The organism is Halorubrum sp. CGM5_25_10-8B, from assembly GCF_005435095.1.
Lineage (GTDB): Archaea > Halobacteriota > Halobacteria > Halobacteriales > Haloferacaceae > Halorubrum > Halorubrum ezzemoulense.
On record NZ_SGTY01000004.1, the window covers coordinates 57,302 to 83,915 of the forward strand.

The window sequence follows — 26,614 nt, forward strand, 5'->3', positions numbered from 1 at the left end:
CCGCTCCGCTCGTCCCTCCTTCACCCGCCCCGCTCCCGGTACCAGACGCGCTCGCCGACCGGCGACTCGCCGTCGTCGATCGGGAGCCGGCTCACGAACAGGTCCCGCACGGCGAGCGTGAGCGTCAACTCGACGGGCTCGCCGCGGTCCCCGTCTGCCACCGCTTCATCTCCTCCCGCCTCTCTCTCCGGCACGATCGGCCGCACCGTCACGACGCAGTGGCCGTCGCGCTCGCCGATCGATTCGACGACGCCGACCGACCACTGGTCGACGTGGTGCGACGGTTCCCTGGCGTGGACGCGGTCGTGGTTCACGACCGGCTCGCCTCCGCGTCGGTCGCGTCGCCCGCGACGCGCCGCACGGCGAGCGCGCCCTCGCAGGTACACGTCTCCTCGCACTTCGGGCACTCCGCCGCGGGGCGCTCGATCGGGTCGCGGTGGATCGTCTCGTAGCCGTGCGCGTCGAACAGCTTCTCCGGGGAGTCGTCGCCGCCGTGGTACCACGAGTCCGCGAGGAACAGGTCGACGCCCCGCTCCGCGCCGGCCTCGTGGAGGCGACCGAGCAGCCGACTGCCGATCCCCCGACCCGTCGCGCCCTCCCTGACGTACCCCATTTCGAGGTGGCCGTACCGCTCCGCGGCGGGCAGCAGGTCGGGGTCGTCGAAGAAGTACATCTCGTCGGCGACGGCGGTCGGATCGGTGAACTCGCGGAGCGCCATGACGCCGAGGATCGCGCCGTCCCGGTCGCCCTCGCCGTCGACAGCGTCGGTTCGGTCACTCTCGCCGTCAACCGCGTCTCCCGCCGACTCGACGGCGTCCCCCTCGACCGCGACCAGCACGTGGTACGTCGGGTCGTCGATCCCGAGGTCCACGCCGTAGGAGCTCCCCTCGGTGAAATGAGAGGTGATGAGCGCCTCCAGCGGCTCGGCGTCGCCCGGTCGCGGCTCGCGGATCGCGATCTCGTCCATCTACCGGACGGACGCCGTCGCCGACCAAGAGCGGTGCGGTGCCGGCACCGGCCGCCTCCGGTCGGCGCCGATCAGGCCCCGGCGCCCGGCCGCCAGACTCCCTCCCGCCGGTCGAGCCACGCCACGACGACGACGTGCGGGAGCGTCATGGCGGCGATGGCGACGAGCGACACGGCGAGCAGGTCGCCCGGCGCCGCCACGCCCGCGGGGACCGAGACGCCGACCGCGCCGACCACGAGGAACCCGCCGAGCGTGAGCGGCGCCGCGTCGCGCCCGAAGCGGGCGAGCGCGCCGACCGCGTCGCCGGCCGACGCCGCGCTCGCCGCCGCTGGGTCGACGAGGACGAGCCGGCCGACGTGCCGGAGCGCGTGCCACAGCGCGAAGTACACCCCGATCGCGAACACCGGCGCGGCGAGCAGGAACCACGCCCACAGCACGGCCAGCTCGCCGGCGTCGCGGCGCCAGCCGCCGGCGTCGCGCCCGCTCCGAACCCGCCGGTAGCCGAGCCCGACCGACGCCAGCGTCGCGGCCGCCATCCCGACGCCGACCCCGGCGCGGACCGCGGGCGCGAACAGGGGGTCGACGGCCGTCGCGGCCGCGCCCCCGTCGACGAGGAACAGGCCGACGATCCACTCGGCCACCAGCCGGTACTCCTCGGGGTGCGCGAGGAGCGGGACGCCCATCGGGAGGCCGCCGCGGACGATAAGCGCCAGCCAGCGCTCGGCCGAGGTGGGGAGGTGGTCGACGCCCGCGATCGCGAGCGTCGCCACGTCGCCCTGCCCCCAGTGGAGCCACGTGAGCGCGATGAACCCGACGAACGCGGCGACGGGCGCGGCGAAGAACGCTGCGACGACCGCCCCGCCGAGGACCGCGTAGCCGACGGAGACGACCGCGATCGACCGCCGGAGCGACACGCCCGGCGCGGCCCGTAGGGGGACGAGGTGGTCCACTGCCCCGTGCGCCATCCCGACGGCGAGGGTGCCGAGCGCGAACGTCGCGACGCCGAGTTCGACCGGAAACAGGGGGGTCGCGGCGCCGACCGGCAACAGCGCCGCCAGCGCCAGCGCCGGACGTCGCGCGAACCACCGGTCGACCCGCTCGGCCGCCGGGTCGGCGTCGCGCCCGTCGCCGACGCTCTCGTCGGCCCCGCGTCCCGCGGTCGCGACGGACCGGGCGTCCGCCGCGCTCCGCGACGCCTCCGACGCCTCAGTCATCGACCACGTCCGGGTCCGGGTCGGCCGGGGACTCGGGGCCGCGAACGTCCCGCTCGGGCTCCGACCCGGCGCCGGCGACAGCGTCCGCCGCCGCCCGGCGGCGGTCGTTCCAGTCGAGCACCCACTCGAACAAGACGAGGCCGTTGATCGTCATCACTCCCGCGGCGACGAAGAACAGCATCTCTTCGATCGGGAGGCCGAGGACCGCGATCCCGGTCGTCAACTCCGGCGAGAGGTACCACGTCCCCATGCCGATCGCGATCCGGTCGGCGACCCAGAAGTACGCCGCCGGGGCGAGCGTCGCCGTGATCCACAGCCGCGGCGTGCGCGCGAGGTAGCCGCCGCCGACGCCCCACTGGAGCGCGAGGACGGGCCCGACCCACGCGATCAGCCCGCCGAGGTACAGGAACGACGGGTCGAGCCATGCGAGCCCCAGCCCGATCGGGACCATCGCGAGGCCGACGAGGACGCCGGCGGCCCGGGGCACGCGGTCGAAGTCGCCCTCGCGGAACGTCGGATCGAAACCGATCCGGTGGAGCGCGAACGCGACCACGATCGTCTGGATCGCGAAGAACAGGTACTCGCCGAGCGGGATCGAGAGCGCCCGCGCGACGACGGCGCCGTCCGCGTACCCCCAGGCGCCCCGGCGGATCATGTAGCTGATCCACGGGGTGGTGTAGGCGTACGCGATGGCGACGAGGATCGCGATCCCACCGACCGCCCGGCGCTGCCGCGTCGCCTCGTACCGCGGGGCGAGGTACCACAGCAGCGCCAGCACGGGGAGACTGAAGACGAGATGAAACTGGAGATACGTCAGCGTCGGTAGCATCGGACCACCCCGGCGAAGACGCTCATGCCAACATATCGCCCCCGTTTCTGTTTAACCCTTCAGCCCAACGTGGTCAGGTATCGCCGGCCCGAACCGGTTCGGTGATCAGTCCCCGGCCGCGAGGACGCCGTGCGCCTCCAGCACCTTCCCCAGCCGGTACATGGAGGCGACGACCGAATCACAGACCGGCCGCACCGCGGACTTCGGGACGAAGCCGACCGCCAGGCCCGCGACCTCCAGCATCGGGAGGTCGTTCGCGCCGTCGCCGACCGCCACCGTCTCGCGCATCGGGACGCCGACCTCGGCCGCGAGGTCGGCGAGCGCGTCGTCCTTCGTCCCCTCGATCAGCGGTCCCTCCGCCTCGCCGGTGAGGGCGCCGTCCGGTCCGGTCGGCAGTCGGTTGGCGACGATCGTGTCGACGGCGACCCCCTCGCGAGCGAGCGCCGCCTCGACGCCGCGCTCGAACCCCCCGGTGAGGACGGCGACGTGGTGCCCCTCGTCGCGGAGGCGCTCGATGAGACGCGCGGCGCCGGGCCGGATCCGCACCGCGTCGAACGCGTCCTCGACCTCCGCCTCGGGAAGGGCTTCCAGCAGCTCCGCGCGCCGGTAGAGGCTCTCGGCGTAGCTGAGTTCGTCGTTCATCGCCCGCTCGGTGATCTCGGCGACCTCGTCGGCGACGCCCGCCCGCTCCGCGAGCAGGACCGTCATCTCGGAGTCGGAGAGCGTCCCGTCGAAGTCGAACGCGATGAGACTCATGGCGTCCGTTCGTCGCGGCGGGGCCTTGAAGCGCGCGGTCGCCCCCGATTTTCACCGGCGGGAGCGCCTCTCGGACACGGCCCGCTCACAGCCGCTCGCCGCGGTACTCGAAGTACCTGACCTCCTCGGCGCACCAGGCGCAGCCGCACTCGCTGTAGTAGCCGCTCCGCCCGGTGAGCCGATCGGGGTGGGTGATCTCGATGCCGCGCTGGAACCGCTCCGCGAGCTCGTGGTATCGGTCGCACTCCTCCCAGAACGACGCCGCAGCGGCCATCGTGTCCGTTTACGTGAAACTCGCATTTGAACGGTACTCCGAACTCGCGCCCGCCCGGCCCCTTTCGGCCGCGTCGCAGCGCTTCGCGCCGCCCTCCTCACTCGCCGTCAGCGTCGGCGAGGAACTCCACGTCGCCGGCGATGACCGCGCTCGCGATGACGCCGACGCCGACCACGGTGGCGACCCCGAGGGTGGTCATCGTCACCGAGAGCGCCGAGCCGCCGATCGCGACGCCCACGAACGCCCCGACGGCCCCCCCGACGCCGCCGGCGATCACCGCCAGCGTCTGTGCCTCCCGCATAGGTGTCGCTTTAGTAACACGGGTTATAAGCGTTCCCGCCGGGTTCTCTCCGGTGATAACGCCGCCCTCATTCCGGCGCCGGTGCCGCTCTCGGCGGTCGCCGGCGCCTCAGCGCGGGTACCGCCGCCCGAGGTCGGCGCCGTCGTCCGCCGCGTCGCTCCCGGCGGGCTCTCCGTTCGCGTTGTCGGAGTTCTCGTCGCCCGCATCCCCGTCGCCCACCTCCTCGCCGCCCGGACTCACGCTCCCGGTTCGGTAGCCGGCCATGTCGAGGGTGACGTACTCGAAGCCGAGGTCGGTGAGGTGTTCGTGGACGGCGTCGGCGAAGGCCGGGTCGAGCGCGCGCTCCAGTTCGTCGGGGGCGATCTCGACGCGTGCGAGGCCGTCGTGGTCGCGAACCCGGAACCCCTCGAAGCCCCACTCGCGGAGCACCCGCTCCGCCTTCTCGACGCGGGTCAGCCGCTCCTCGGTGACCTCCAGCCCGGTCGGGATCCGCGAGGAGAGACACGCCATCGAGGGCTTGTCGGCCACGGAGAGGTCGCGAGACTCGGCGATCGCGCGGACCTCCGCCTTCGTGATCCCGGCGTCGAGCAGCGGCGAGAACACGTCGAGCTCCTCGACCGCGCGGAGCCCCGGTCGGTGCCCCTCGCCGGGGTCGTCCGCGTTCGTCCCGTCGCAGACGGTGTCGATCCCCAGCTCCTTCGCGGTCTCGTACATCCGGCCGAGCCGCATGGTCCGGCAGTGGTAACACCGGTCGCCGTCGTTGGCGACGAAGTTCGGGTCGTCGAGCTCGGAGAACGTCACCGTCTCGTGGCGGACCCCGATCTCGTCGGCGACTCGCTTCGCGTCGTCGAGCTCCGCCGCGGGGAGCGTCTCGCTGCGGGCGGTACACGCCACGGCGTCGTCGCCGAGCGCCTCCGTTGCCAGCGCGGCCACCACCGCGGAGTCGACGCCGCCCGAGAACGCGACGAGCACCCCGTCGCGCTCGCCGAGCGCCTCGCGGGCGGTCGCCGCCTTCGCCGCCGCCTCGGGGTCGAGCGACCCGTCGCCGACGGCACGCGCGTCCTGACTCATGGCAGGCGTTGGCGACGAGCGCGAAAAAGGGCGTCGCACCCGGCGCGCTGGTCCTCGCTCTGAGACGCGCGCCGCCCCCCGACCCGCCGGACGCCGCGGGGATCCGCGGGAGCGACCCGCACGCTTTACACCGTTGCCGTGATACCGGCGGGTAGATGGAGCTGGAGGCGATCCCCGGCGTCGGCGCCAAGACGGCCGCTTCGCTGCGCGAACTCGACGACCCGGTCGCGACCGTCGAGTCCGGCGACGTGGCCGCCATCGCCCGCGCGCCGGGCGTCAACGAGGCCCGCGCGGCCCGCATCGCTCGCGGAGCGATCCGGCGCCGCCACGGCGACGACGGTCGCGTGCTGGCCACCGACCGCGCCCGCGAGCTGTACCGGGAGGCGATCGACCTGCTGCGCGAGCGCACCGTCACTGACTACGCGGCGAAGCGGCTGGAGACGTTCTACCCGAGCGCGTCCGCCTCGCGGATCGCGGAGGCGCAGTCGTTCGCCGCCGCCGCGGCCGACCGCGACCCCGACCCGGCGGTCCGCGAGGCGCTCGCGGACTGCGCGCCCCTGTCGGACCCCCCGACCGTCCGCGTCCGCGACCGCTGCCTCGCGACGGCCGACGCCGAGACGCTCGCGCGCGCCGAGGCGGAGGTTCCCGAGCTCTCCGTCGAGACCGTCGAGGACGCGCGTGACGTCTCCGAGCTGGGCCGCTCGTACGCGTCCGTGATCGTCTTGGACGAGTCGTTCGCCGGGCTCGACGTGGAGGGCGACGTGAGCGTGCGGCCGGACGCGCTGGAGGCGCCGGCGGAGACGGTGCCCGAGCGGCTGCTCGCCTTCTTCGCCGAGAACCGCGACCGGCTGGAGGCGGCCGCGGCGGTCCACGAGGCGGCCGCGGCGGCCGGCGACCCCGTCTCGGGCGGCGGCCCTCCGGTCGCCCTCGACCGCCTGCGCGACGCGCTCTCGCGGCTCGACGACGACGGCACGATCGCCGGCGACGCGGAGCTGGACCGGCTCACCGCCGCCGTCGACGACCTCGACGCCGCGGTGTCGACGGCCGCCTCCGTCGCCGACGACCGGCTGCGCGAGGCGATCCGCGAGCGCGACGTCACCATCGAGGGGACCGACTTCCTCTCCCTCGTCGAGCAGGGCGCCCGCGTGGACTCCCTGCTGGACCGCGAGCTCGCCGACGAGTACGACGCGGCCGTCGACGCCGCCCGCGAACACCTCGCCGACGCGCTCCGACTGGAACCCGAGGAGGCGGAGCTCGCGGAGCGCGTCTTCGGCGGCGACCCATCTTTCCCGGTCGACCACGACGAGAGCGCCGTCTCGCGGCTCCGGACCGAGCTCTCCGCGGCCCGGGACCGCCGGGCGGCGAAGCTGAAGGCCGACCTCGCGAGCGACCTCGGGGACCTCCGCCAGCCGGTCGAGGAGCTGGTCCGCGACGCCCTGGAGCTCGACGTCGAGCTCGCCGTCGCGCGGTTCGCGCGCGACTTCGACTGTACGCTGCCCGAGGTGGTCGAGCCGGCGGGCGACGACGACGGCGGCGAGGCCCCGCCCGCCGGCTTCCGCATCGAGGGCGGTCGCTCCCCGCTCCTCGACGTCGACTTCCCCGATGTCGAGCCCGTCGACTACGGCGTGTCGGGCGCGACGCTGCTCTCCGGGGTGAACTCCGGCGGGAAGACCTCGACGCTCGATCTGGTCGCGCTGGTCGTCGTGCTCGCACAGATGGGGATGCCCGTGCCGGCCGAGTCGGCGACCGTCGAGCGGTTCGAGGAGATCCACTACTACGCGAAGTCGCAGGGCACTCTCGACGCCGGCGCGTTCGAGGCGACGCTGCGGGACTTCGGCGACCTCGTCGACGGCGCCGACGGTCGGCTGGTCTTGGTGGACGAACTCGAATCCATCACCGAGCCGGGCGCCTCCGCGAAGATCATCGCGGGCATCTTGGAGGCGCTCGACGACCAGGACGCGACCGCCGTCTTCGTCTCGCACCTCGCCCGCGAGATCCGCGCCGCCACCGACTTCGAAGTCGCGGTCGACGGCATCGAGGCCGCGGGGCTCGTCGACGGCGAACTCCGCGTGAACCGCTCGCCGAAGAAGGGGCACCTCGCGCGGTCGACGCCGGAGCTCATCGTCGAGAAGCTCGCGGACGACCGCGGCGGCGAGTTCTACGGCGACCTGTTGGAGAAGTTCTGAGCCGGGAGCGGGTCTCCCCCCGCCCCGAGAACTCAGTCGCCGCCGTCGAGCTCCGCCGTGACCGTGATCTCGACGTCGAGCGGCGCGGGGAGCCGAGACACCTCGACGCAGGTCCGCGCCGGGTACGGCTCCGAGAGGAACGACCGGTACGCCTCGTTCACCGCGTCGTAGTCGTCCATGTCGGTGAGGTAGACGGTCGCCGACACGATCGCGTCCGGGGTCGTCCCCGCCGCCTCCAGAATCGCGGCGACGTTTTCGAGCGTCTGCGTCGTCTGTTCGCCGACCGAGTCGGGCGCCTCCCCCGTGTCGGGGTCCACGCCCGTCTTCCCGGAGACGTGGACCGTGTCGCCCGAGACGATCCCCTGCGAGTACGGGCCGAGCGCTTCCGGGACGTCGTCCGTCGTGATCTCTCGCATGACCGGGGCGACGGCGCGCCGCGGCATCAAGATGCGGGTCGCGGGGGTCGCCTCGGCCGCTCCGACACCGCCGCGAGGCGGTCGCCCCGACCCACGCCCCGTCCGGGCGTTCGTCGCCCCGCCGACATATTCATACAGGCTCGGTCGGAATCGAGCCGTATGCCAGCCGTGTCCCCGTTCGGCGTCCTCCTCTTCGCGGCGCAGGTCGGCGTCGGCGCTCAGGTGTCCCGCTTGCTCCCCGACCGTGACCGCGCCCGTCGCGCGGCCGTCGGGCTCGCCGTGGCGGTACTGGGTCTCTTGATCCTGTTCCGCTTCGGTTCCATCGCGGCGCTCACCGTCGACCTGATCGCGCTCCTCGTCGTTGCGAGAGCCGTCGGATCGCCCGGCCGTCGGCCGACGGCGGGGTAACGCGACGGTCTCGGCGCCGCGTCGTCCCGGTTACGATCGCACCCTCAGAGCCAGACGAGCCGCCACTCGCCGTCCGCGGTCGCGACGAGCCACTCCAGTTCGAACTCGTCGCCGTCGCCGTCGGTGACTGTCACCGAGACGACCGCGTTCTCCGCGGCGACGGTCTCGATCGTCTCGTCGTCCGCGGCCCCGGCGAAGAAGTCCGAGACGCTCCGGACGCGCTCGGCGTCCACGTCCTCGGCGACGACGGCGGCCTCGACGAGCCCCTGACGCCGCGCGCCGTCGAAGAGGCCCGGCACGTCCGCCGCCACCTCGCCCAGCGGCGACGCGGGGTGCGAGAGCTCCCGGACGTCGTCGGCGAACGCTGCCGCGCTCTCGGCCTCGCCCGCCCGCCGGTAGTACTCCCTGACGACTGTCACCGGTCCCTCCGGTTCGCCGGGCCACACGACGCCCCACTCGCCGTCGTCGGTCGCGACGAGCCACCGACGCTCGAACTCGCCCCCGTCGCCACCGACGACGGTCGCCGAGACGACCGCGTTCTCCGCGGCGATCGACTCCAGCTCCTCGTCGGTGAGCGAGGCCGACAGGAATCCGGATATCGAGCGGATCCGGTCGGCCGAGACGTTCTCCTCGACGACCGCGGCGTCGGCGAGTTCCTGTCTCACCGTGGTGTCGAACGCCATCGGCACGTCCTCGGCGAGCGTCGAGAGCGGGGAGACGGGGTGCGCGAGCGCCGGAACGTCCGCCGCGAACGCCTCTGCGTCTTCGCTCGCGCTCGCCCGCCGGTAGTACGCCTCGACCGCCGCCGCGGGACCGCCGGCGCCTTCGGCGGTGGAGGAGCGCCCGGCCGCGAGCGCGAGGACCGCTGCGCCGCCAACGGAGAGGAACGACCGTCGTTCCATGACCGTGTGTCAAGCGATGTCGAGCAAAAGTTCTTTTCCCAATTTCGCCCCGAAAGCCGCCACAGACGCCGCTCAGTCGTCGTCCGCGACCGCGGGCTTCCGCCGGTCGTCGCGGGGGCCGTCGAGGTCCACGTCGGGCAGCATGTCGCGGAGGTAGCGCCCGGTGTGCGAGGCGTCTTCCCGAGCGATCTCCTCGGGGGTACCGCTCGCGACGAGTTCGCCGCCGCCGTCGCCGCCCTCGGGGCCGAGGTCGATCACGTGGTCGGCGTTCTTCACGAGGTCGAGCTCGTGTTCGATGACGACCACGGTGTTGCCGGCGTCGACGAGGCGGTGGAGCACGTCGATCAGCTTGCGCTCGTCCTCCTTGTGGAGCCCCGTCGTCGGCTCATCGAGCAGGTAGAGCGTGTCGCCGGTCGCGCGCTTGCCGAGCTCCTCGGCGAGCTTGACGCGCTGCGCCTCGCCGCCCGAGAGGGTGGTGGAGGGCTGGCCCAGCTCCATGTAGCCGAGCCCCACGTCCTTCAGCAGTTTCAGGCGGCGTTCGAGCCCGCGGTGGCTCTCGAAGAAGTCGTACGCCTCCGCGACGCTCATGTCGAGCACGTCGGCGATGGTCTTCCCCTTGTACTCCACGTCGAGCGTCTCGTCGTTGTAGCGGGCGCCGCCGCACTCCTCGCAGGGGACGTACACGTCCGAGAGGAAGTTCATCTCGATCTTGACGGTCCCCTGCCCGCCGCACTCCTCACAGCGGCCGCCTTTCACGTTGAACGAGAAGCGGCCCTTCTCGTAGCCGCGGCGCTTCGAGAGCTTCGTCTCCGCGAACAGCTCTCGGACGTGGTCGAACACGTCCGTGTACGTCGCGGGGTTCGACCGCGGCGTCCGCCCGATCGGCGACTGGTCGATGAGCCGCACCGTCTCGACCCCGTCGAGCCCCTCGATCGCGTCGTGTGCGCCGGGATCGACCGAGGTGTTGTCGTTCATCTCTCGCGCCAGCCCCTTGTAGAGGATGTCGTTGACGAGCGTCGACTTCCCCGAGCCGGAGACGCCGGTGACGGTCGTCAACGTGCCGAGCGGGATCGGCACGTCGAGGTCCTTCAGGTTGTGCTGGCGCGCGCCCGTCACCACGAGTTCGCCGTCTGGCTCGCGCCGCTCGTCGGGCACCGGGATCGACTTCCGGCCCGCGAGGTAGTCGGCGGTCACCGACTCGTCGGTCCCGACCACCTCGTCGAAGTCGCCCTGCGCGACGACCTCGCCGCCGCGCTTGCCGGGGCCGGGGCCCATGTCGATGATCTCGTCGGCGCGCCGCATCGTCTCCTCGTCGTGTTCGACGACGAGCAGCGTGTTGCCGAGGTCGCGGAGCCCTTCGAGCGTGTCGAGCAGACGGTCGTTGTCGCGCTGGTGGAGGCCGATGGAGGGCTCGTCGAGGACGTAGAGGACGCCCACCAGCCCGGAGCCGACCTGCGTCGCGAGCCGGATGCGCTGGCTCTCGCCGCCGGACAGCGTCGACGCCTCGCGGTCGAGCGTGAGGTACTCCAGCCCGACCTCCTCCATGAAGCCGAGCCGCGCGCGGATCTCCTTCAGAATCTCCTCGGCGATCGTCGTCTCGCGCTCGTTCAGCTCCGCCTCCATTCCCTCGAAGTGCTCGCGGGCGTCGGCGATCGACAGCTCGTTCACCTCGGTGATCGACGTGCCGGCGACGAGGACGTGCCGCGACTGCTCCTTCAGTCGGGTGCCCTCGCACTCGGGACAGGTGGTCACGGCCATGTACTCCTCGATGTGGTCGCGGGCGCGCTCGGAGTCGGTCTCGACGTGGCGGCGCTCCAAGTTGGGGATGACGCCCTCGAAGCGCTCCGTCTTCTCGCGCGTGCCGTTCTTCGTCGTCCACTCGAAGTGGACCATCCCGTCGGTGCCGTAGAGGAACTGCCGCCGGATCGACTCGTCGAGCTCCTCGAAGGGCGTGTCGAGGTCGACGCCGAAGTGCTCCGCGACGTTGTCGAGCTGGCGCGAGTAGTAGGTGCGGTCGTAGCTCCACGGCTCGAACACGTGCTTCAGCGGCTTCGAGGGGTCCTCGACGACGAGGTCCTCGTCGACCTCCTTCGTCGAGCCGATCCCCTCGCACTCCGGGCAGGCGCCGTACGGACTGTTGAAGGAGAACGAGCGCGTCTCGATCGCGGAGAACTGTACGTCGGAGTTGGGGTTGCCCAGCTCCTCGGAGAACTCGACGACGAGGCGGTCGTCGCCGTCGGCGTCGGCCGCGAGCGATCCCGTCGAGCGCGCGTTCGACGCGAAGGGAACGTCCTCGGGCGGGTCGGGGACGATCAGCTTGAGGACGCCGCCCGCCTCCTCGAGGGCGGTCTCGACCGAGTCGGTGATCCGCGAGCGCGCGTCCGGGGCCACCCGAACGCGGTCGACGATCACGTCGATCGTGTGGTCGTAGTTCTCGTCGAGGTCGGGGTCGTCGAGGGTGAGATCGACGGGCTCGCCGTCGATCTCGACGCGGCTGTACCCGTCGCTCACCAGCTCCTCGAATAAGTCCTCGAAGGCGCCCTTCTGGTCGCGGACGACCGGGGCGGCGATCTTCGCCCGCGTGCCCTCGGGCAGGTCGAGGATCTGCTTCACCATGTCCTGGGCGGACTGCTCGCCGACCTCCTCGCCCGTGACGGGGTCGTACTGGGTGCCGATCCGGGCGTACAGCAGCCGGAGGTAGTCGTGGAGTTCGGTGACGGTCCCCACCGTCGACCGTGGGTTGTTCGCCGCGTTCTTCTGGTCGATCGAGATCGCCGGCGAGAGCCCCTCGACGGACTCCACCTGCGGTTTGTCCATCTGTCCGAGGAAGTTGCGCGCGTACGCCGACAGCGACTCGATGTAGCGGCGCTGTCCCTCTGCGTAGACGGTGTCGAACGCGAGCGACGACTTCCCCGAGCCAGAGAGCCCGGTGACGACGGTGAACTCCTCCCGCGGGATCCGGACGTCGAGGTCCTTGAGGTTGTGTTCCTCGGCGCCGCGGACCTCGATGTAGTCCTTGCTCATTTCACTTCGTCCGTTGCGGGCGCGCGCGGGAATAGTCGTCGGTCGCGGGGACCGGCAGCGCCCGTTCTCGCCGTCGGCCGCGCCGAGCGCGGGGACTCACTCCCCGACGAACTCCGCGGGCGGAGAGAGGTCCCGCCGCCCCCCGAAGGTGACGAGGAAGAGGACGCCGACGCCGACGCCGTACGCCAACATCAACGGGATCGTCGCGAGGAACATCGTGATCACGTCGGCGGGGGTGAACACGGCCGCGACGAGCAAGATCCCGATCGTCACCTCGCGCCAGCGGGCGCGGAACACGCGGTACGGGACGCCGGCGTTGTTCAGCAGGACCATCGCGATGGGGATGTCCGCGAGGAAGCCGATCCCGATGGTCGTGTAGATGACGAGCCAGAGGAAGTCGCTCACCTGGTAGGTGATGACCATGTCCGCGAGGCGCGCGTCGGTGACGAGCCAGCCGATGATCCCGGGGGCGATGTACGCGTACCCGAGCGCGAAGCCGCCGATCATCCCGGCGCCGAGCGCGCCCGCCCACAGGTACACCTGATAGAGCCGCCCGGCGACGAAGCCGCGCTCGCGGAGCGCGGGCCACGCGTAGTAGAGGGCCACGGGGAACGCGGCGAAGATCCCGAGCATCACCGAGAACTTCACCATGAAGATGAGCGCCTCGACCGGGTGGAGCGTGATGATGTTGATCCCGCCCTCGACCTCCGCGGGCACGCGCCGTTCGAGGTCGCCCCGGACCGTTCCGAGCCCGCCGAGGTACAGCCACGTGAACGCGGCCGCCATCACGGCGCCGAACACCGCGACGATCCGGAACGACCGCGTGCGCAGCGAGTCGAAGATGAACTTGAGGTCCGTGTAGTAGCCGCCGATGTCGTCTTCGGCCTCCTCCTCGTTGCCGTCGGTGAGCTCCGCGAGGAACGTCGAACTCGCCCGCGAGGTCCGGTTCTGGACGTTCCCGACGAGCCCGTCCTCGCCGGCGTCGTCCGCGCCGCCGTCGCCGTCCGCGCCACTGTCGCCGTCGCTCCCCTCGTTCGCCTCGTCGAAGCGGTCGAGGATCGCCTGCGCCTTCTCCGGGTCGTCGTCGTCGATCGCGGATTGCGCGAGCGCGAGCGACTCCTCTTCGCCCATCTCGGCGAACGCGTCCGCGGGGGCCGCCCGCACGCCCGCGGCGTCGAGTTCGCCCACGTCGATGGCGGTCGGGTCGCCGTACCGGTAGCCCGCGCTCGCGGTGTCGAGGTCGGTGTACACCGCCCACAGCGTCGCGACGGCCGCGAACGCGATCGCCCACGCGGCCGCGTAGACGCCGAGCGCGGTCGTCGGGTCGACGCCGAGCCCGGCGCCCGGTTCGAGGAACCGCCGCGTGCTCCCCGCGAGCCGGAGCAGGTCGTTGACCGCGGTTCGACCGCCGTACTCGTAGAAGCCGTACACGAGCGCGCCACCGAGGACGGTCGCCCCCCCGACGACGTTCCAGTGGTTCCGCACGGCGCCGAGCACGTCGATCCGGTCGGAGCTCCGTTTCGCCGTGACGACGAGCTTCGCGAGGTAGAGGCTGAAGCCGTACAGCGCGACCAGCGGGAACGCCCACAGTAGCTGGGTGAACGGGTCCGGCGGCGAGAAGACGGCGCCGAACACGAAGATGGCGACGACCGCGTAGCGCCACTTGTCGCGGAACGTCTCGTACGGGACGATCTCGGCGTACGACAGCCCGGTGATGACCATCGGCATCTGTCCGGCGAGGCCGAACGAGAGGGAGAGGAAGACGATGAACTCAGTCCACATCACGATCCCGTAGGTGGGCTGGATGTCGGCCTCCAGCCCGAACTCCGCGAGAAAGCCGAACATCAGCGGGAAGAAGGCGAAGACGCCGTAGGCGACGCCGGCGGAGAACAGCCCCGCGGCGAGCAGTCCGAGGAGCGCGAGCTTCCAGCGGGCGATCGGCGACTGCGGCCACATACCGCGAGCGCGGAGTTCGTCGCGGGTGACGTAGATCAGCGGCGGGATCGCGGCGATCGCGCCCACGATCAGCCCGATCTTCGCCTGGAGGAGGATCACTTCGAACGGGGTCGTCGCGATGATGTCCGCCTCCTCGGCGACGGCGGCGCTCATGTTGGACTCGGTCACCTCCCGCAGCCGGTCCCAGATGTACGTTCGGAGCGCCCAGAACGTCGCGAGGAAGCCGATGAGGAAGACGACGAACACCTTCTGGAGATCCTTCTGGATCGATCGAAGGAACGCCTTCGCCGTCTCGCGGCCCTCCGCGATCGACTGCTGGGTGTCTTCGTCGAGGGCGCTCGCCATACGAAAGGCGACGGTCGTCGCCGTTATCAACCTTTTCGACCGCGGGCGCTCCGGCCACCGAGCCGTCGCGGGGCCGTTGAGCAGTTACGAGCCCGCCGGGCCCGGCCAGGCCGCCGCTTCGGTCGCTCCGTCGCCGCCGCGAGACCCGGTTTCGCCCCCGCGCGACGCAGCCATCCGAAAAGGTTGATAACCGCCCGGTCGCGTAGGGCAACTGAATGGACGACTCGGACCGGCCGCGCGACGACGACTCGGCCGCCGCTGACGGGTCGACCGACGAGGACGAACCCGAGAGCGACGCCGCCGGAGAGGGCGGCGAGAGCGTCGAGTCCGTCGACGCCGCGTCCGAGAGCGTCGAGTCCGAGGTCGAAGCAGAGGTCGGACCCGAGGTGGACCCCGCCGCGGTCGACGCCGACTCGACCGCCTCCGCTGACGCCGACTCGACCGCCTCCGCTGACGCCGACTCGGCCGCCTCCGCGGCCACCGGCTCCGCGGACGCCGCCGACCCGTCGACTGACGGCCTCCCGGCGACGGACGACGGCCAGAGCCTCGGCGACGGCGGCACGCCGGCGACGACCGCGGACGCACCGACCGCCGACGCCGCCACGGCCGTCGAGGACGAGCCGTTCGAGGGTATCGAAGGGCCGGAGACGGACGAGGAGATGCCGCTGGCCGCGCACATCGAGGAGATGATGCGCCGGCTCGCGGTCGTCTTCCTCATCGGCGGGCTGGCGACGCTCGTCGTCGTCACCGAGTCGACGGAGCTGATCAACTACTTCTGGAGCTACCACATCCCGGCGCCGCTGGAGAACCGCCCGCGGCTGTACGGCCCGCTCGAACTCCCGCTCACCCGCCTGAAGGTGGCCGGTCTCGCGGGCGTCGTGGTCGGGCTCCCGGCGTTCGTCTACGAGACGTACCGGTTCATGCGCCCGGGACTCTACGAGACGGAGCGCCGCTACTACCTCGCGGCGGTCCCGACGAGCCTAATCTTAGGCGGTGTCGGGATCGCGTTCGCGCACTTCCTCGTGTTGCCCGCGATCTTCTCGTATTTCACCACCTACACCTCCGACGCCGCGACGATCGCCTTCGGGCTCGCGGAGACGTTCAACCTGATCGTCATCATGCTCGCGTTCATGGCGATCGTCTTCCAGATCCCGCTTTTCATCATGCTCGCGATCATGATGAACCTCGTCACCCGGCAGTGGCTGGAGGCGAAGCGGCTGATCTTCTGGGGGTCGTTCCTCGGGATCGCGTTCCTGTTCAGCCCCGATCCGACCGGGATGGCGCCGATCATCGTGACGCTCACGATGATCGCCCTCTTCGAGGGGACGCTCGCGATACTGCGCTGGACCGGGAACTAGATCCGGTCGGTGCTGTTTCTACCACTGATTGCGGATCGACGGCAGGCACTGTCAGCGCCTCAGACGCTCGGTCGTTCGTGAACTGCGGTTCTACGGCGACCGCCTCCCAATCCCCAGCCGCCCGGCTCTACGCAGACACCTGCTGATCGCCGACGACACCTCCGAAGCCCTAGCCGCGAGACTCGCGCGCCCTGTTGCGCGCCTCACTCGGTCGCTGACGCTCCCTCGTTGCGGTGCTTACTGCGGCGTGCTTCGGCCTCGCGGCAGCGTGGCGCTACGCGCCACGGGCAGCCGGCGGCTTCGCCGCCGGCGACTGCCCCTTCGAGTCCCGCCCCGACCACACGGCGCCGCACCTCACACCGCCCCAGCCTCGCGGTTCACTCCGGGCTCCCTTCGGTCGCCCGTCGCTCACCGCGTCCCTCGCGCGTGCGACTCGCGCCCCGCGGGCGCTCGTCGGCACGCGCCGCCGCTCCGCCGACACGCGGCTCCGCTCCGCCGACACGCGGCTCCGCTCCGCCGACACGCATTAGTCCGCCGCGGCAGGATCGACTCGGTATGGTCCTCGGCCTCGTCGTTCCGGCAGCTATCTCGTTCGTGTTCGCCGCGGTCGCGGCGTACGTGGGCGCCCTCCGCGCGCTGGAGGTGTACTTCGACCCGAACCAAGACAGCGTCTTCCTCATGGACGACCGCGAGCCGCCGTACCGCCGGTGAGGCCGCGGCAGTTCCGGTTCGGCCCCGCCAGCGGCGCCCTCACGACTCGCCGAGCAGCTCGACGAGCAGCGCGTTCTGCGCGTGCATCCGGTTCTCCGCTTGGTCCCAGACCAATGCCCGGTCGGATTCGAGCACGCCGTCCGTGATCTCCTCGCCGCGGTGCGCGGGCAGGCAGTGCATCACCTTCGCGCCGGTGTCCGCGAGCAGGTCGGCGTTCACCTGGAACCCGTCGAAGGCGGCGAGCTTCTCCTCGCGCTCGTCCTCCTGCCCCATCGAGATCCAGACGTCGGTGTAAACGACGTCGGCGCCCTCGATAGCGGTCGCCGGATCAGCCGTTGGCGCCACGTCCGCGCCGAACTCGGCGGCGCGGTCGAACACGTCGGGGTCCATCCCGTAGTCGGCGGGCGTGGCGACCTCCACGTCGACGCCGGCCATCGCCGCGCCGACGACGAACGACTGCCCGACGTTGTTGCCGTCGCCGACCCACGCGACCGTGGCGTCCTCGCCGACCGTCTCCCGGATCGTGAGGAGGTCGGCGAGCGTCTGACAGGGGTGCGCCTCGTCGGTGAGCCCGTTGATCACGGGACAGTCGGCGTACTCGGCGAGGGTCTCCACGTCCTCGTGGTCGAACAGCCGGGCCATCACGCCGTCGACGTACCGGCCGAGGACCCGCGCCGTGTCCTTCAGCGGCTCGCCGTGGCCGAGCTGGATGTCGTCGGGGCCGAGGAACATCGCGTGGCCGCCGAGTCGAGTCATGCCCGTCTCGAAGGAGACCCGGGTGCGCGTCGAGGGTTTCTCGAAGATCATCCCCAGCGTCGCGTCCCCGAGTCGAGGGTCGGTCTCGCCCGCCTTCATCGCGGCGGCGCGGTCGAGCAGGGCGTCCAGTTCGGCGGGCGTCACGTCGTCGATGTCGAGGAAGTCGTCGGTTGCGAGGGGCATCGTTGGTGTGGTGTCGGGTGGTGGTGTCGTTCGAAAACAGTCGGTTTCGGGGAGGTGCGTCGGGTTACAGTCGCTCGCGGCAGACCTCGGTCAGCACGCGCACGGCGCGGTCGAGGTCGGGTAGCGGGAGCCGCTCGTCGGGCGCGTGGTCGAGGTCGGAGTTCCCGGGCCCGTAGGTGACCATCGGGCAGTCCCACGCGGCCGCGAAGAGGTTCATGTCGCTCGTGCCGGTCTTCCGGAGCAGGCGCACGTCGCCGCCCGCGGACCGGATCGCGACGCGGAACGCCCGCGCGAGGTCGGTCCGCGGACTCTCCATCACGGGCGGCATCGGCTCGCCCCAGCGGACGGTGCCGGTCGACAGCTCCGCCTCCGCGAGCTCGTGGATCTCGTCGACCGGCCGCGACGGCGGGATCCGCAGCTGGACGTCCACTGTCGCCTCCACGGCGAGGCCGTCGTCGCTCAGGCCGCCGTCGACCGAGATGGGCTTGGTCGTCACCTGGTCGAACACGGCGGTCTCCGCGTCGTCCGGCGTGAACGCCTTCTCGACGCCGTGCCACCAGTCGATCGCGTGCTGGATCGCGTTCGGCTCCGGCCGCGAGGAGTGGCCCGACTCGCTGGTGTTCACGTACGTCCCCTCGAGCAGGCCGCGGTAGCCGAGCGTGATCCCCTGCCAGCCCGACGGCTCGCCGTTGACCACCGCCTCCGGCGCGTCGCGGTCGCCGATGAGGTGGCGCGCGCCGCCGGAGTCGACCTCCTCGCGGACGACGCCCGCGAAGGAGACGCCGGTCTTCACCGCGGCGACCGCCATCGAGACGAGCGGTCCGGTCGCGTCGACTGACCCGCGACCCCACAACACGGGGTCGCCGGGGTCGCCGACGCGGACGTCGGAGGGCTCCGGCAGCTCGTCCTCGGACGGCGCGGGCCGCACCTCGACAGGGATGTCGCCGGGGACGGTGTCGACGTGCGAGGTGAGGAGCACGGCGTCGTTCGCCGGGGCGCGGACGTTGCCGACCTCGTCGATCCACGCCTCCCGGCCGTTCGCCTCGAAGAAGTCGACGAGGCGCTCGGCCGCCCGCTCCTCGTTGCGCGACGGCGAGGGGATCGAGACCATGTCGTACAGCAGCTTCCGGGTGGGCGTGTCGCAGGCCGCGGGGTAGCCGCCGCCGGCGACGACGTCGGTGCCGCCGGCCGCGGCGTCGTCGGCCGCCTCGCCGCCCTCCCGATCCTGTTCCTTGCCGGCCGCCATCAGCCGACCACCTCGGCTATCGCGTCGACGACGGCGTCGGCGTGCTCGCGCTCGATCGTCAGCGGCGGCAGCAGGCGCAGCACGGTCCGCCCCGCCGGCAGCGCGAGGATCTGGTGGTCGATGGCGAGGTCGCGCAGCAGGCGGTTCGACCCGCGGCGCACCTCGATCCCGACCATCAGCCCGTCGCCGCGCACGTCGCGCACGTCGTCGCCGAGGCGGTCGCGGAGCTCGCTGCGGAGGTAGTTCCCGACCGCCTCGGCGTGGGCCGGGAGGTCCTCGCGCTCGATCACGTCAAGGGTGGCGCCCGCCGCGGCCGACACCACGGGCCCGCCGGAGAACGTCGAGCCGTGATCGCCCGAGTCCTCGGCGATCCAGTCGCGACACAGCGTCGCGCCGATCGGGAGCCCGCTGCCGAGCCCCTTCGCGGTCGTGAGGATGTCCGGTACCACGTCGTGGCGGTCGGCGGCCCACATGTCTCCGGTGCGCCCGAGCCCGGTCTGGATCTCGTCGAGGATCATCGCCGCGCCGGAGGTGGCGGTCGCGACGCGGACAGCCTGAAGGTACTCGGTCGGGACGGGGTTGATCCCGCCCTCGCCTTGGAGCGGCTCCAAGATGACCGCGGCGGTGTCCCCGTCGACCGCCTCGCGCATCGCCTCGGCGTCGCCGTACTCGACGAACTCGACGCCGCCCGCGAGCGGGCCGAACCCGTCCTTGTACTTGTCCTTCCACGTCGTCGCGAGGGTCCCCATCGTCCGGCCGTGGAACCCCTGCGTGGTCGCGATTATCTTCTCGCGGCCCGTCGCGTGCCGGGCGAACTTCAGCGCGGCCTCGTTCGCCTCCGTCCCGGAGTTACAGAGCCAGACGTTGTCGACGTCGACGGGCGCGACCTCGGCCAACCGCTCGTACAGCGCCGTCCGCGCCGCGTGCGGGTACGACGCCTGGACGTACAGCAGCTCCTCCAGTTGGCTCGTCGCGGCGTCGACGACCTCCGGGTGGCAGTGGCCGACCGGCGTACAGGCGTAGCTGGCCCCGAAGTCCAGGTACTCCGTGCCGTTCATGTCGGTGAGGTGTACCCCATCTCCCGAGGCGATCCCGATCGGCTTCTCCGAGAAGACGAAGCCGCTCACGCGGTCTCACCTCCGTCGGGCTCGGCGGGTCCGCTGTCGCCGTCCGCCTCTCCGGTTTGGCCGTCCGCTGCCTCGTCGTCTCCCCCCGCTGTTCCGTCGCCGCCGAGCGCCGCCCGCTCGATTGTCGTCCCCTCGCCGCCGAGCGCGGCGACGACCGGGTCGCGGACGTTGGCGTCCGCGATCACGACGCGGCCCGCTCCGCCTTCGAGCGCCTCTCTCGCGGCCATCACCTTCTTGCCCATGAACCCCTCGGCCGCGTCCTCGACGGCCGCCAACTCGTCGGGCGTCGCGGCCGCGTCGATGCGCGTCTCGGGGTCGTCCGGGTCGGCGTACACGCCCGCCACGTCGGTCAGGAGGACGAGGTCGGCGTCGAGCGCGCCCGCGACCGCCGCGGCCGCGCGGTCGGCGTCGGCGTTGACCGCCGTCACCTCGCCGTCGCCCTCGTCGCCCGCCATCGGCGGCGAGACGACCGGCGTGTAGCCGCCGTCGAGGAGGCCGGCGAGGAGGTCGGCGTTCACCGACTCGATCCGCCCGGAGTGGTCGCCGCGCCGGATCTTCCGCTTCCCGTCCTCGACGACGCGGACCGCGGACTTACGCGGCCCGGCAAGGAGGCCGCCGTCGACCCCGGAGAGGCCGACCGCGTCGACTCCGGCCGAGCGGAACTGTGCCGTCAGTTCGGTGTTGAGCTTGCCGGCCATCGCCATCGCGAACGCCTCCATCGTCTCCGCGTCGGTGAACCGCCCGGTGACGCCCGAGGCGGACTCGACGTAGTCGGGCTCGATGCCGAGCCGTTCGAGCGTCTCGTCGACGACCGTCGAGCCGCCGTGGACGACGACGACGGGGCGCCCGTTGGCCGCGAGGTGCGCGACGTCGCCGACCGCGCCGGCCGGGTCGACCGCCTTCGCGCCGCCGACCTTGACGACGACGGGCGGCTCGGCCGCCGGTTCGGAACCACTCCCCGTCACGGCGCACCCACCGGGTGGAGCCCGGCGAACTCGAGGCCCGCCGTCTCGGGCAGTCCGAGGGCGACGTTCGCCGCGTGGACCGCCTGCCCGGCGGAGCCTTTCATCATGTTGTCGATCGCCGAGAAGACGACCACACGGCGGTTGCCGGGGTCGAGCTCGAAGCCGACCTCGCCGTGGTTCGTCCCGGCGACCGCCTTCGGCTCGGGGTAGCGGTAGACGCCGCCCCCGCCCGAGACGATCCGCTCGAACGGTTCGTCCGCGTAGGCGTCGCGGTACGCGCCCCAGAGGTCCCCCTTCGAGACCGGCTCGTCGGGGAAGACGTGACACGTCGCGCTCGCGCCGCGGACCATGTCGACCGCGTGGACCGTGAAGGAGACGGAGAGTCCGATGTACGCCTCTATCTCCGCCTCGTGGCGGTGGCCGGTCGGGGCGTACGGGCGCACGACGCCCGAGCGCTCCGGGTGCGAGGAGGCCGCGCCGCCGCCCGCGCCGCCCTCCGAAGAGCCGACCTTCACGTCGACGACGACCTCGCCGCTCTCGGGACCGAGCGCGCCGGCGTCGACGAGGGGCTTCAGCCCGAGGATCGTCGCGGTCGCGTTACAGCCCCCGCCGGCGATCAGGTCGGCGCCGGGGAGGTTCCCGCGGTTGATCTCCGGGAGCGCGTACTCCGCGCGCTCCAAGTACTCCGGCGACTCGTGCCCGTCGTACCACTCGTCGTAGGCGTCGGCCTCGGGGAGCCGGAAGTCCGCCGAGAGGTCGACCACGGTGTCGGCGGCCTCGGTGAACTCGTCGATGCGTTCCATCGAGACGCCGTGCGGCGTCGCCGCGAACAGCACGTCGACCGATTCGAGGTCTTCGGGGTCCGAGAAGCGAAGATCGAGCCCGCGCAGGTTCGGGTGCGAGCGCCCGACGGTCATGTTGTCGGCCGACCGCGAGGTCGCCTGGACGACCTCGAAGTTCGGATGGCCGGCGAGGAGCCGCAGCAGCTCGCCGCCGGTGAACCCGGTGCCGCCGACGACGCTGGCGGTGTAGGCGTCGGCGGCCGCGCCGCTGGCCTCGGCGTCTACGGTCACGCGTCGGCCCCCGCGACGGCTCCGTCGGCCAGCTCGGTCGCCTTCGCCTCCAGCCAGTCGACGACCCGCGCCGGGACGTCGACGTCGGTGGCCGCGTCGAGCGCCTTGAACTCGACGGTGTGGTTCACCTCGTGGACGGTATAGTCGTCGGCCGCGCCGTCGCCGTCCGCGCCGACGCCGGTCTCGGCGGTGTCCGATTCCGCCTCGACTCCCACCTCCATCAGGTCGACGCCGAGCATACCGCCGCCGACGGCCTCCGAGGCCTTCTCGACGAGTTCGGTCGCGCGTTCGTCGAGCTCGAACGGCTCCGTCTCGCCGCCCTTCGCGGCGTTCGTGAGCCAGTGGTCCGAGGAGCGCGTCATCGCCGCGACCGGCTCGCCGTCGACCGCCAGCACGCGGATATCGCGGCCGGGCTTGTCGACGAACTCCTGGACGTAGAACACCTTGTGCTCGTAGTGGCCGAGCGTCTCCTTGTGTTCCAAGATCGCTTCGGCGGCGTTCCGCGAGTCGATCTTCGCCATCAGCCGCCCCCACGAGCCGGTCACGGGCTTGAGGACGCACGGGTAGCCGAACGACTCGATCGCCTCTAGGGCGGCCTCCGTCGTGAACGCGACCTCCGTCGCCGGGGTCGGCACGTCCGCCTCGGCGAGCGCGAGCGAGTTCTTCGCCTTGTCGGCGCAGACGTCGCCCGTCTCCGGGCCGTTCACCACGGGGACGCCGTAGCTGTCGAGGAACCGCGTCGCGTACAGCGACCGGCTCGTCGACAGGCAGCGGTCGACCACGAGGTCGAGGTCGTCGACGGCGGCCGTCGTCGAGTCCAGGCCGAACCGCTCCTTGCGCACGTCGATCTTCGCCACGTCGTGGCCCCGCTCGCGGAGCTCGCCGAGCAGGAGCTTCTCGTCTTTCCGGATCCGCGAGTAGAGGACGCCTACGCGCACGTCGATTCCCCTCCGTTCGGGTCGGTGTTCACGCGCATGTCGACCACTCGGGTGTCGCGGCCGCGGCGGTCGTCGCCATCTACTCGCCCCAATCCTCCTCGAGCTCTGGCGCCTCCTCCAAGACGACCGGGTCGAGCGAGATGACCTCCAGCTCGGTCCCCGTGACCGGACTGTCGATGATCTCGCCGACCTCCACGTCGGCCGGGATCTCGATTTCCTCGCCCGCGATCGGGTCCTCCGCGGTCAGCGTGTCGGTGTCGCTTGTCATCGTACTCCACTCTGGGTGACTCGATACTATAAATCTTCCGAACTTACCAAAAAATATACACTAGCTAAAGCACCGGCTATCGGTTCGAGAGCGGCCGAAAGCGCCCGGACGAACCGGACTATCAGATCCTAGTTACTTGTTCGTCCCCTCGCGGAGACGAGTTCGCGACCGGGGGTCGTCGGTCGACCCCCGGTCGCGGCGGTCGTCGCAGTCGGTCCGGCTGCGGCGGTCGGTTCGGCGGCGGCGGCCGGTTCGGTGTCCGCCCGCGGCGACCACCGCGGTCGGTCCCACGATCACTCATACGTCGCCACCTCCGCGTCGAGCGCCTCGGCCGCCGCCGCCAGCGCCTCGCGGCGGTCGTCGAGCGCCGTCGCGTCCGCGTCGATCCCTGCGGTCGCGGCCGTCAGGTCCGCCGCGACCGCCTCCGGCGCGGGGCCGCCCGCGGAGTCGCGGCTCGCGACGCTCGCGGCCGGATCGAGGACGCGTTCCACCTCGTCGCGGGACACGCGCTCGAAGAGGGACTCGCCCAGTACCGCCTGTGCGGCCTCGTCAACTTTTGCGGCGGCGGTCGCTGGGCCGTCGCCGTCTCCGACCGCGGGGGCGGCGCTCGCGACGATCTCGTGGGCGGTCCGGAACGGGAGGCCCGCCATCGCGAGCAGGTCGGCGACCCCCGTGGCCGTCGAGAACCCCTCGCCCGCGGCGGCCGCGAGCGCGTCCGCGTCCCACTCGGCGGTCGCGACCGCGCCCGCAGCGATCTCGGTCGCTTCGCGCACGTCGCCGGCGATATCGAAGACGCTCGCGTGGGCGCGCTGGAGGTCGCGGTTGTACGCCCGCGGCAGCCCCTTCAGGAGGCTCAACGTACCGGTCGCCTCCCCGATCGCGTCGCCCGCGACGCCGCGGGTCAGCTCCAGCGTGTCGGGGTTCTTTTTCTGGGGCATGATCGACGAGGTCGAGGCGTACGCGTCCGCCAGCCCGAGGACCCCCTTGTTCGAGAAAACGATCAGGTCCTCGGCGAGCCCCGATAGCGTCGTCGCGAGCGTCGCGAGCGCCGTCGCCGTCTCCGCGAGGAAGTCGCGCGCCGAGGCGGCGTCCATCGAGTTGCGGACCGTCCCGTCGAAGCCGAGCAGCTCCGCGGTCCGGTCGCGGTCGACGTCGAACGGCGTCCCGGCGAACGCGGCCGCGCCGAGCGGTGACCGGTTGACGCGGTCGTACGCGTCCAGGAGCCGCTCCGTGTCGCGCGCGAGCCCGCCCTCGTACGACAGCAGGTAGTGCGCGACCGTCGTCGGCTGTGCCGGCTGGAGGTGGGTGTACCCCGGCATCACCGTCTCCGCGTGTTCCTCGGCGACCTCGACGAGCGCCTCCCGGGCGGCGACGGTCGCCTCGGCGGCGTCGAGCAGGTCCTCGCGCAGCCGGTACCGGATACACGTCGCCACCTCGTCGTTGCGCGAGCGGGCGGTGTGCATCCGGCCGCCGTCCGGGCCGACCCGGTCGATGACGGCGGTCTCGATCGCCTCGTGGACGTCCTCGCCGTCCGGGAGCGCGCCGTGGCCGGTGGCCTCCACCTCGTCGAGCGCGGCGAGTATCTCGCCCGCGACCCCGCCGTCGACGATCCCCTGTTCGGCGAGCATCACCGTGTGCGCCCGGTCGACGGCGAGGTCCGCCTCGAAGATTGCGGCGTCGGCCGCGAGGCTCGACAGGAACTCGCGGGCGGGTCCGCCGCTGAAGCGCTCGCGCCGGACGGCGGTGTCGTCACCGCCGGCCGCCTCGTCCGCGTCGCTCGCGTCGGGATCGTCGTCGGTCATCTAGTTATCGTCCGCGTCGGACCCGTCCGTCTCGCCGGACCCGTCCGTCGCGAGCTCGGGCTTCGAGACGCTCGCCTTCACGTCGTTGGCGAGGCGCTCCTGGAGTCCGTGGTACTTCGCGACGCCCGTCGCGTCCGACTGGGCGATGCCGGCGACGTCCTCGGTGTTGAACGAGGCCATCTCCTCGGAGTAGACGGCGTACTCGGAGTCGCGGGCGACGACGCGGCAGTCGCCGCCGGACACCTTCACGGTCGCCGTGCCGGTCACCACGTCCTGCGTCTCGTCGACGAAGGCGTTCAGCGCGTCGACGACGGGCGCGAACACGAGCCCCTCGTACGCCTTCTCCGACCACTCCTGCTCGATCCCCTTCTTGAACGAGCGCTCGTTCTTCGTCAGGACGAGATCTTCGAGTGCCTGGTGGGCCGTCAGCAGGACCGTCGCGGCCGGGTGCTCGTAGTTCTCGCGCACCTTCAGCCCGAGCATGCGGTCCTCCATCACGTCGGTGCGGCCGACGCCGTACCCCCCGGCGTGCTCGTTGAGGTGCTGGATGAGCGGCACGGGGTCCATCGCCTCGCCGTCGACGGCGACGGGGATCCCCTCCTCGAACGTCACCTCGATGGTGGTCTCGCCCTCCGGCTCGGCGGTCCACTCGTAGATGTCCTCCGGCGGCTCGTAGTTCGGGTTCTCCAGCTTCCCGCCCTCGACCGCGCGCGACCAGATGTTCTCGTCGATGGACCAGACGCCGCCGTCGCCGGCCTTGACGGGCAGGTCCTTCTCCGCGGCGTAGTCGATCTCCCACTCGCGGGTGAGGCCGAGTTCGCGCACGGGGGCGATCACTTCAAGATCGGAGCCGCGCCAGACGGCCTCGAACCGGAGCTGGTCGTTCCCCTTCCCCGTACAACCGTGGGCGATGGCGTCACAGCCCTGCTCCTCGGCGACGCCGAGGATCGCCTCGGCGATGACCGGGCGCGCGAGGGCGGTCCCGAGCGGGTAGCCCTGATAGCTGGCATTGGACTTCACCGCGTCGAAACAGAGGTCCGCGAACTCATCCTTCGCGTCGACGACGTGGATGTCGAGCCCCAGCGCCTCGGCGGTCTCCTCGGCCTCGTCGAACTCCTCGGTGGGCTGGCCGACGTCGACGTTCACGCCGATGACCTCGTCGTAGCCGTACTCCTCTTTCAGCAGCGGTACGCAGACCGTGGTGTCGAGTCCCCCGCTGAACGCGAGTGCAACGCTCGTCATTACCAGAGTACACCCGGCCTACGGTCTTAAATTCAGCGGTTTCAAGATTGTAAGAAAAAGACAGCGCGGCCGCTCGCGGTGACGATAGTCGAGACTCTCCGGAACGGAACGGCGCGAACGCGACGAGGGATGAAGATTACTGGCCCGAAGGGCCTCGTCGTCGCGCCGCGCCGGAAGCCGGTCGCGGCGGTCGGACATCTCGTCGCGGTCGCAGGGCTCGTCGGCCTCGGAGAAGGGCGGCGTCGAGACGAGCCACTGCGGTCATCGCGTGTATGTACCGATCTCCGATATAAAAC

The 26,614-nt window shown here is 71.6% G+C and carries 25 protein-coding genes; 4 read left to right on the top strand and 21 right to left on the bottom strand.

Features of this window, described 5'->3' with window-relative positions; genetic code table 11:
- Positions 1-20: 20 nt before the first annotated feature.
- The 8 genes from EXE51_RS04735 to larE form a co-directional block, all read right to left on the bottom strand.
- On the bottom strand, positions 21-314 hold the full coding sequence (locus tag EXE51_RS04735) for a hypothetical protein (RefSeq protein WP_049932083.1): 294 nt from the start codon (positions 312-314) through the stop codon (positions 21-23).
- Positions 311-967: a GNAT family N-acetyltransferase gene (locus tag EXE51_RS04740; protein WP_086216054.1), complete on the bottom strand. Its 657-nt coding sequence runs from the start codon at positions 965-967 to the stop codon at positions 311-313. Before EXE51_RS04740 ends, EXE51_RS04735 begins: the two co-directional genes overlap by 4 nt.
- Positions 968-1,038: 71 nt before the next feature.
- Positions 1,039-2,181 carry a Brp/Blh family beta-carotene 15,15'-dioxygenase gene (locus tag EXE51_RS04745; RefSeq protein ID WP_049932084.1) on the bottom strand — a complete coding sequence of 381 codons (1,143 nt, stop codon included), beginning with the start codon at positions 2,179-2,181 and terminating at the stop codon, positions 1,039-1,041.
- Entirely contained in the window at positions 2,174-3,010 is an 837-nt protein-coding gene (locus EXE51_RS04750; protein ID WP_089308496.1) for a lycopene cyclase domain-containing protein, read from the bottom strand. Before EXE51_RS04750 ends, EXE51_RS04745 begins: the two co-directional genes overlap by 8 nt.
- A 105-nt stretch (positions 3,011-3,115) precedes the next feature.
- Entirely contained in the window at positions 3,116-3,766 is a 651-nt protein-coding gene (gene serB / locus EXE51_RS04755; protein ID WP_049932087.1) for a phosphoserine phosphatase SerB, read from the bottom strand.
- Positions 3,767-3,851: 85 nt separating this feature from the next.
- Entirely contained in the window at positions 3,852-4,040 is a 189-nt protein-coding gene (locus EXE51_RS04760) for a hypothetical protein (RefSeq protein ID WP_049932088.1), read from the bottom strand.
- Positions 4,041-4,137: 97 nt separating this feature from the next.
- Positions 4,138-4,341, bottom strand: coding sequence for a hypothetical protein (locus tag EXE51_RS04765; RefSeq protein WP_049932090.1), 204 nt, complete (start codon positions 4,339-4,341; stop codon positions 4,138-4,140).
- A 108-nt stretch (positions 4,342-4,449) separates the two neighbouring features.
- Positions 4,450-5,412 carry an ATP-dependent sacrificial sulfur transferase LarE gene (gene larE, locus EXE51_RS04770; RefSeq protein ID WP_089308494.1) on the bottom strand — a complete coding sequence of 321 codons (963 nt, stop codon included), beginning with the start codon at positions 5,410-5,412 and terminating at the stop codon, positions 4,450-4,452.
- Between the two features lie 155 nt (positions 5,413-5,567).
- On the opposite strand from larE, the gene EXE51_RS04775 reads away from it, so the two are divergent.
- A complete protein-coding gene (locus tag EXE51_RS04775; protein WP_137692102.1) occupies positions 5,568-7,598 on the top strand; it encodes a helix-hairpin-helix domain-containing protein in 2,031 nt (676 codons plus the stop codon).
- 32 nt (positions 7,599-7,630) lie between these two features.
- Here EXE51_RS04775 and EXE51_RS04780 read toward each other — a convergent pair whose 3' ends face one another.
- Positions 7,631-8,014, bottom strand: coding sequence for a RidA family protein (locus EXE51_RS04780; protein ID WP_049932094.1), 384 nt, complete (start codon positions 8,012-8,014; stop codon positions 7,631-7,633).
- 159 nt (positions 8,015-8,173) lie between these two features.
- On the opposite strand from EXE51_RS04780, the gene EXE51_RS04785 reads away from it, so the two are divergent.
- The gene (locus tag EXE51_RS04785) at positions 8,174-8,422 is read left to right on the top strand and encodes a hypothetical protein (protein WP_049932095.1); all 249 of its coding nucleotides are present in this window, start codon (positions 8,174-8,176) and stop codon (positions 8,420-8,422) included.
- A gap of 44 nt (positions 8,423-8,466) precedes the next feature.
- Here EXE51_RS04785 and EXE51_RS04790 read toward each other — a convergent pair whose 3' ends face one another.
- The 3 genes from EXE51_RS04790 to EXE51_RS04800 form a co-directional block, all read right to left on the bottom strand.
- Positions 8,467-9,324, bottom strand: a complete 858-nt coding sequence (locus EXE51_RS04790) for a hypothetical protein (protein ID WP_049932097.1) — start codon at positions 9,322-9,324, stop codon at positions 8,467-8,469.
- 72 nt (positions 9,325-9,396) lie between these two features.
- Positions 9,397-12,348: an excinuclease ABC subunit UvrA gene (uvrA, locus tag EXE51_RS04795; protein WP_094552656.1), complete on the bottom strand. Its 2,952-nt coding sequence runs from the start codon at positions 12,346-12,348 to the stop codon at positions 9,397-9,399.
- 96 nt (positions 12,349-12,444) lie between these two features.
- A complete protein-coding gene (locus EXE51_RS04800; RefSeq protein WP_137692103.1) occupies positions 12,445-14,649 on the bottom strand; it encodes a twin-arginine translocase subunit TatC in 2,205 nt (734 codons plus the stop codon).
- A 215-nt stretch (positions 14,650-14,864) separates the two neighbouring features.
- On the opposite strand from EXE51_RS04800, the gene EXE51_RS04805 reads away from it, so the two are divergent.
- Together EXE51_RS04805 and EXE51_RS17695 are read left to right on the top strand one after the other, a co-directional pair.
- The gene (locus tag EXE51_RS04805) at positions 14,865-16,007 is read left to right on the top strand and encodes a twin-arginine translocase subunit TatC (protein ID WP_137692104.1); all 1,143 of its coding nucleotides are present in this window, start codon (positions 14,865-14,867) and stop codon (positions 16,005-16,007) included.
- A 555-nt stretch (positions 16,008-16,562) separates the two neighbouring features.
- Positions 16,563-16,718 carry a hypothetical protein gene (locus tag EXE51_RS17695; RefSeq protein ID WP_167373085.1) on the top strand — a complete coding sequence of 52 codons (156 nt, stop codon included), beginning with the start codon at positions 16,563-16,565 and terminating at the stop codon, positions 16,716-16,718.
- Positions 16,719-16,757: 39 nt separating this feature from the next.
- On the opposite strand, the gene argF is transcribed toward EXE51_RS17695, so the two are convergent.
- From argF to EXE51_RS04850, 9 genes are all read right to left on the bottom strand, one after another.
- Positions 16,758-17,657 carry an ornithine carbamoyltransferase gene (gene argF, locus EXE51_RS04810; RefSeq protein WP_086216043.1) on the bottom strand — a complete coding sequence of 300 codons (900 nt, stop codon included), beginning with the start codon at positions 17,655-17,657 and terminating at the stop codon, positions 16,758-16,760.
- A gap of 64 nt (positions 17,658-17,721) precedes the next feature.
- Complete coding sequence (locus EXE51_RS04815) at positions 17,722-18,903, bottom strand: [LysW]-lysine hydrolase (RefSeq protein WP_137692105.1); 1,182 nt, start codon at positions 18,901-18,903, stop codon at positions 17,722-17,724.
- Entirely contained in the window at positions 18,903-20,030 is a 1,128-nt protein-coding gene (locus EXE51_RS04820) for an aspartate aminotransferase family protein (RefSeq protein ID WP_137692106.1), read from the bottom strand. The genes EXE51_RS04815 and EXE51_RS04820 overlap by 1 nt, the downstream gene beginning before the upstream one ends.
- Positions 20,027-20,995 carry an acetylglutamate/acetylaminoadipate kinase gene (locus tag EXE51_RS04825; protein WP_099289010.1) on the bottom strand — a complete coding sequence of 323 codons (969 nt, stop codon included), beginning with the start codon at positions 20,993-20,995 and terminating at the stop codon, positions 20,027-20,029. Before EXE51_RS04825 ends, EXE51_RS04820 begins: the two co-directional genes overlap by 4 nt.
- Complete coding sequence (gene argC, locus EXE51_RS04830; protein WP_137692107.1) at positions 20,992-22,068, bottom strand: N-acetyl-gamma-glutamyl-phosphate reductase; 1,077 nt, start codon at positions 22,066-22,068, stop codon at positions 20,992-20,994. Before argC ends, EXE51_RS04825 begins: the two co-directional genes overlap by 4 nt.
- The gene (gene lysX, locus EXE51_RS04835) at positions 22,065-23,006 is read right to left on the bottom strand and encodes a lysine biosynthesis protein LysX (protein WP_094494213.1); all 942 of its coding nucleotides are present in this window, start codon (positions 23,004-23,006) and stop codon (positions 22,065-22,067) included. The genes argC and lysX overlap by 4 nt, the downstream gene beginning before the upstream one ends.
- Positions 23,007-23,085: 79 nt before the next feature.
- Positions 23,086-23,274, bottom strand: a complete 189-nt coding sequence (gene lysW, locus EXE51_RS04840; protein WP_049932116.1) for a lysine biosynthesis protein LysW — start codon at positions 23,272-23,274, stop codon at positions 23,086-23,088.
- A gap of 293 nt (positions 23,275-23,567) precedes the next feature.
- Positions 23,568-25,076: an argininosuccinate lyase gene (gene argH, locus EXE51_RS04845; RefSeq protein WP_137692108.1), complete on the bottom strand. Its 1,509-nt coding sequence runs from the start codon at positions 25,074-25,076 to the stop codon at positions 23,568-23,570.
- Positions 25,077-26,318, bottom strand: a complete 1,242-nt coding sequence (locus EXE51_RS04850; protein WP_094519692.1) for an argininosuccinate synthase — start codon at positions 26,316-26,318, stop codon at positions 25,077-25,079.
- Positions 26,319-26,614 lie beyond the last annotated feature (296 nt).

Bases quoted from the DNA above. Each gene is read 5' to 3' on its own strand.
- EXE51_RS04740 (WP_086216054.1), bottom strand. From the start codon at position 967: ATGGACGAGATCGCGATCCGCGAGCCGCGACCGGGCGACGCCGAGCCG.
- EXE51_RS04745 (WP_049932084.1), bottom strand. From the start codon at position 2,181: ATGACTGAGGCGTCGGAGGCGTCGCGGAGCGCGGCGGACGCCCGGTCC.
- EXE51_RS04750 (WP_089308496.1), bottom strand. From the start codon at position 3,010: ATGCTACCGACGCTGACGTATCTCCAGTTTCATCTCGTCTTCAGTCTC.
- serB (WP_049932087.1), bottom strand. From the start codon at position 3,766: ATGAGTCTCATCGCGTTCGACTTCGACGGGACGCTCTCCGACTCCGAG.
- EXE51_RS04760 (WP_049932088.1), bottom strand. From the start codon at position 4,040: ATGGCCGCTGCGGCGTCGTTCTGGGAGGAGTGCGACCGATACCACGAG.
- EXE51_RS04765 (WP_049932090.1), bottom strand. From the start codon at position 4,341: ATGCGGGAGGCACAGACGCTGGCGGTGATCGCCGGCGGCGTCGGGGGG.
- larE (WP_089308494.1), bottom strand. From the start codon at position 5,412: ATGAGTCAGGACGCGCGTGCCGTCGGCGACGGGTCGCTCGACCCCGAG.
- EXE51_RS04775 (WP_137692102.1), top strand. From the start codon at position 5,568: ATGGAGCTGGAGGCGATCCCCGGCGTCGGCGCCAAGACGGCCGCTTCG.
- EXE51_RS04780 (WP_049932094.1), bottom strand. From the start codon at position 8,014: ATGCGAGAGATCACGACGGACGACGTCCCGGAAGCGCTCGGCCCGTAC.
- EXE51_RS04785 (WP_049932095.1), top strand. From the start codon at position 8,174: ATGCCAGCCGTGTCCCCGTTCGGCGTCCTCCTCTTCGCGGCGCAGGTC.
- EXE51_RS04790 (WP_049932097.1), bottom strand. From the start codon at position 9,324: ATGGAACGACGGTCGTTCCTCTCCGTTGGCGGCGCAGCGGTCCTCGCG.
- uvrA (WP_094552656.1), bottom strand. From the start codon at position 12,348: ATGAGCAAGGACTACATCGAGGTCCGCGGCGCCGAGGAACACAACCTC.
- EXE51_RS04800 (WP_137692103.1), bottom strand. From the start codon at position 14,649: ATGGCGAGCGCCCTCGACGAAGACACCCAGCAGTCGATCGCGGAGGGC.
- EXE51_RS04805 (WP_137692104.1), top strand. From the start codon at position 14,865: ATGGACGACTCGGACCGGCCGCGCGACGACGACTCGGCCGCCGCTGAC.
- EXE51_RS17695 (WP_167373085.1), top strand. From the start codon at position 16,563: ATGGTCCTCGGCCTCGTCGTTCCGGCAGCTATCTCGTTCGTGTTCGCC.
- argF (WP_086216043.1), bottom strand. From the start codon at position 17,657: ATGCCCCTCGCAACCGACGACTTCCTCGACATCGACGACGTGACGCCC.
- EXE51_RS04815 (WP_137692105.1), bottom strand. From the start codon at position 18,903: ATGGCGGCCGGCAAGGAACAGGATCGGGAGGGCGGCGAGGCGGCCGAC.
- lysW (WP_049932116.1), bottom strand. From the start codon at position 23,274: ATGACAAGCGACACCGACACGCTGACCGCGGAGGACCCGATCGCGGGC.
- argH (WP_137692108.1), bottom strand. From the start codon at position 25,076: ATGACCGACGACGATCCCGACGCGAGCGACGCGGACGAGGCGGCCGGC.
- EXE51_RS04850 (WP_094519692.1), bottom strand. From the start codon at position 26,318: ATGACGAGCGTTGCACTCGCGTTCAGCGGGGGACTCGACACCACGGTC.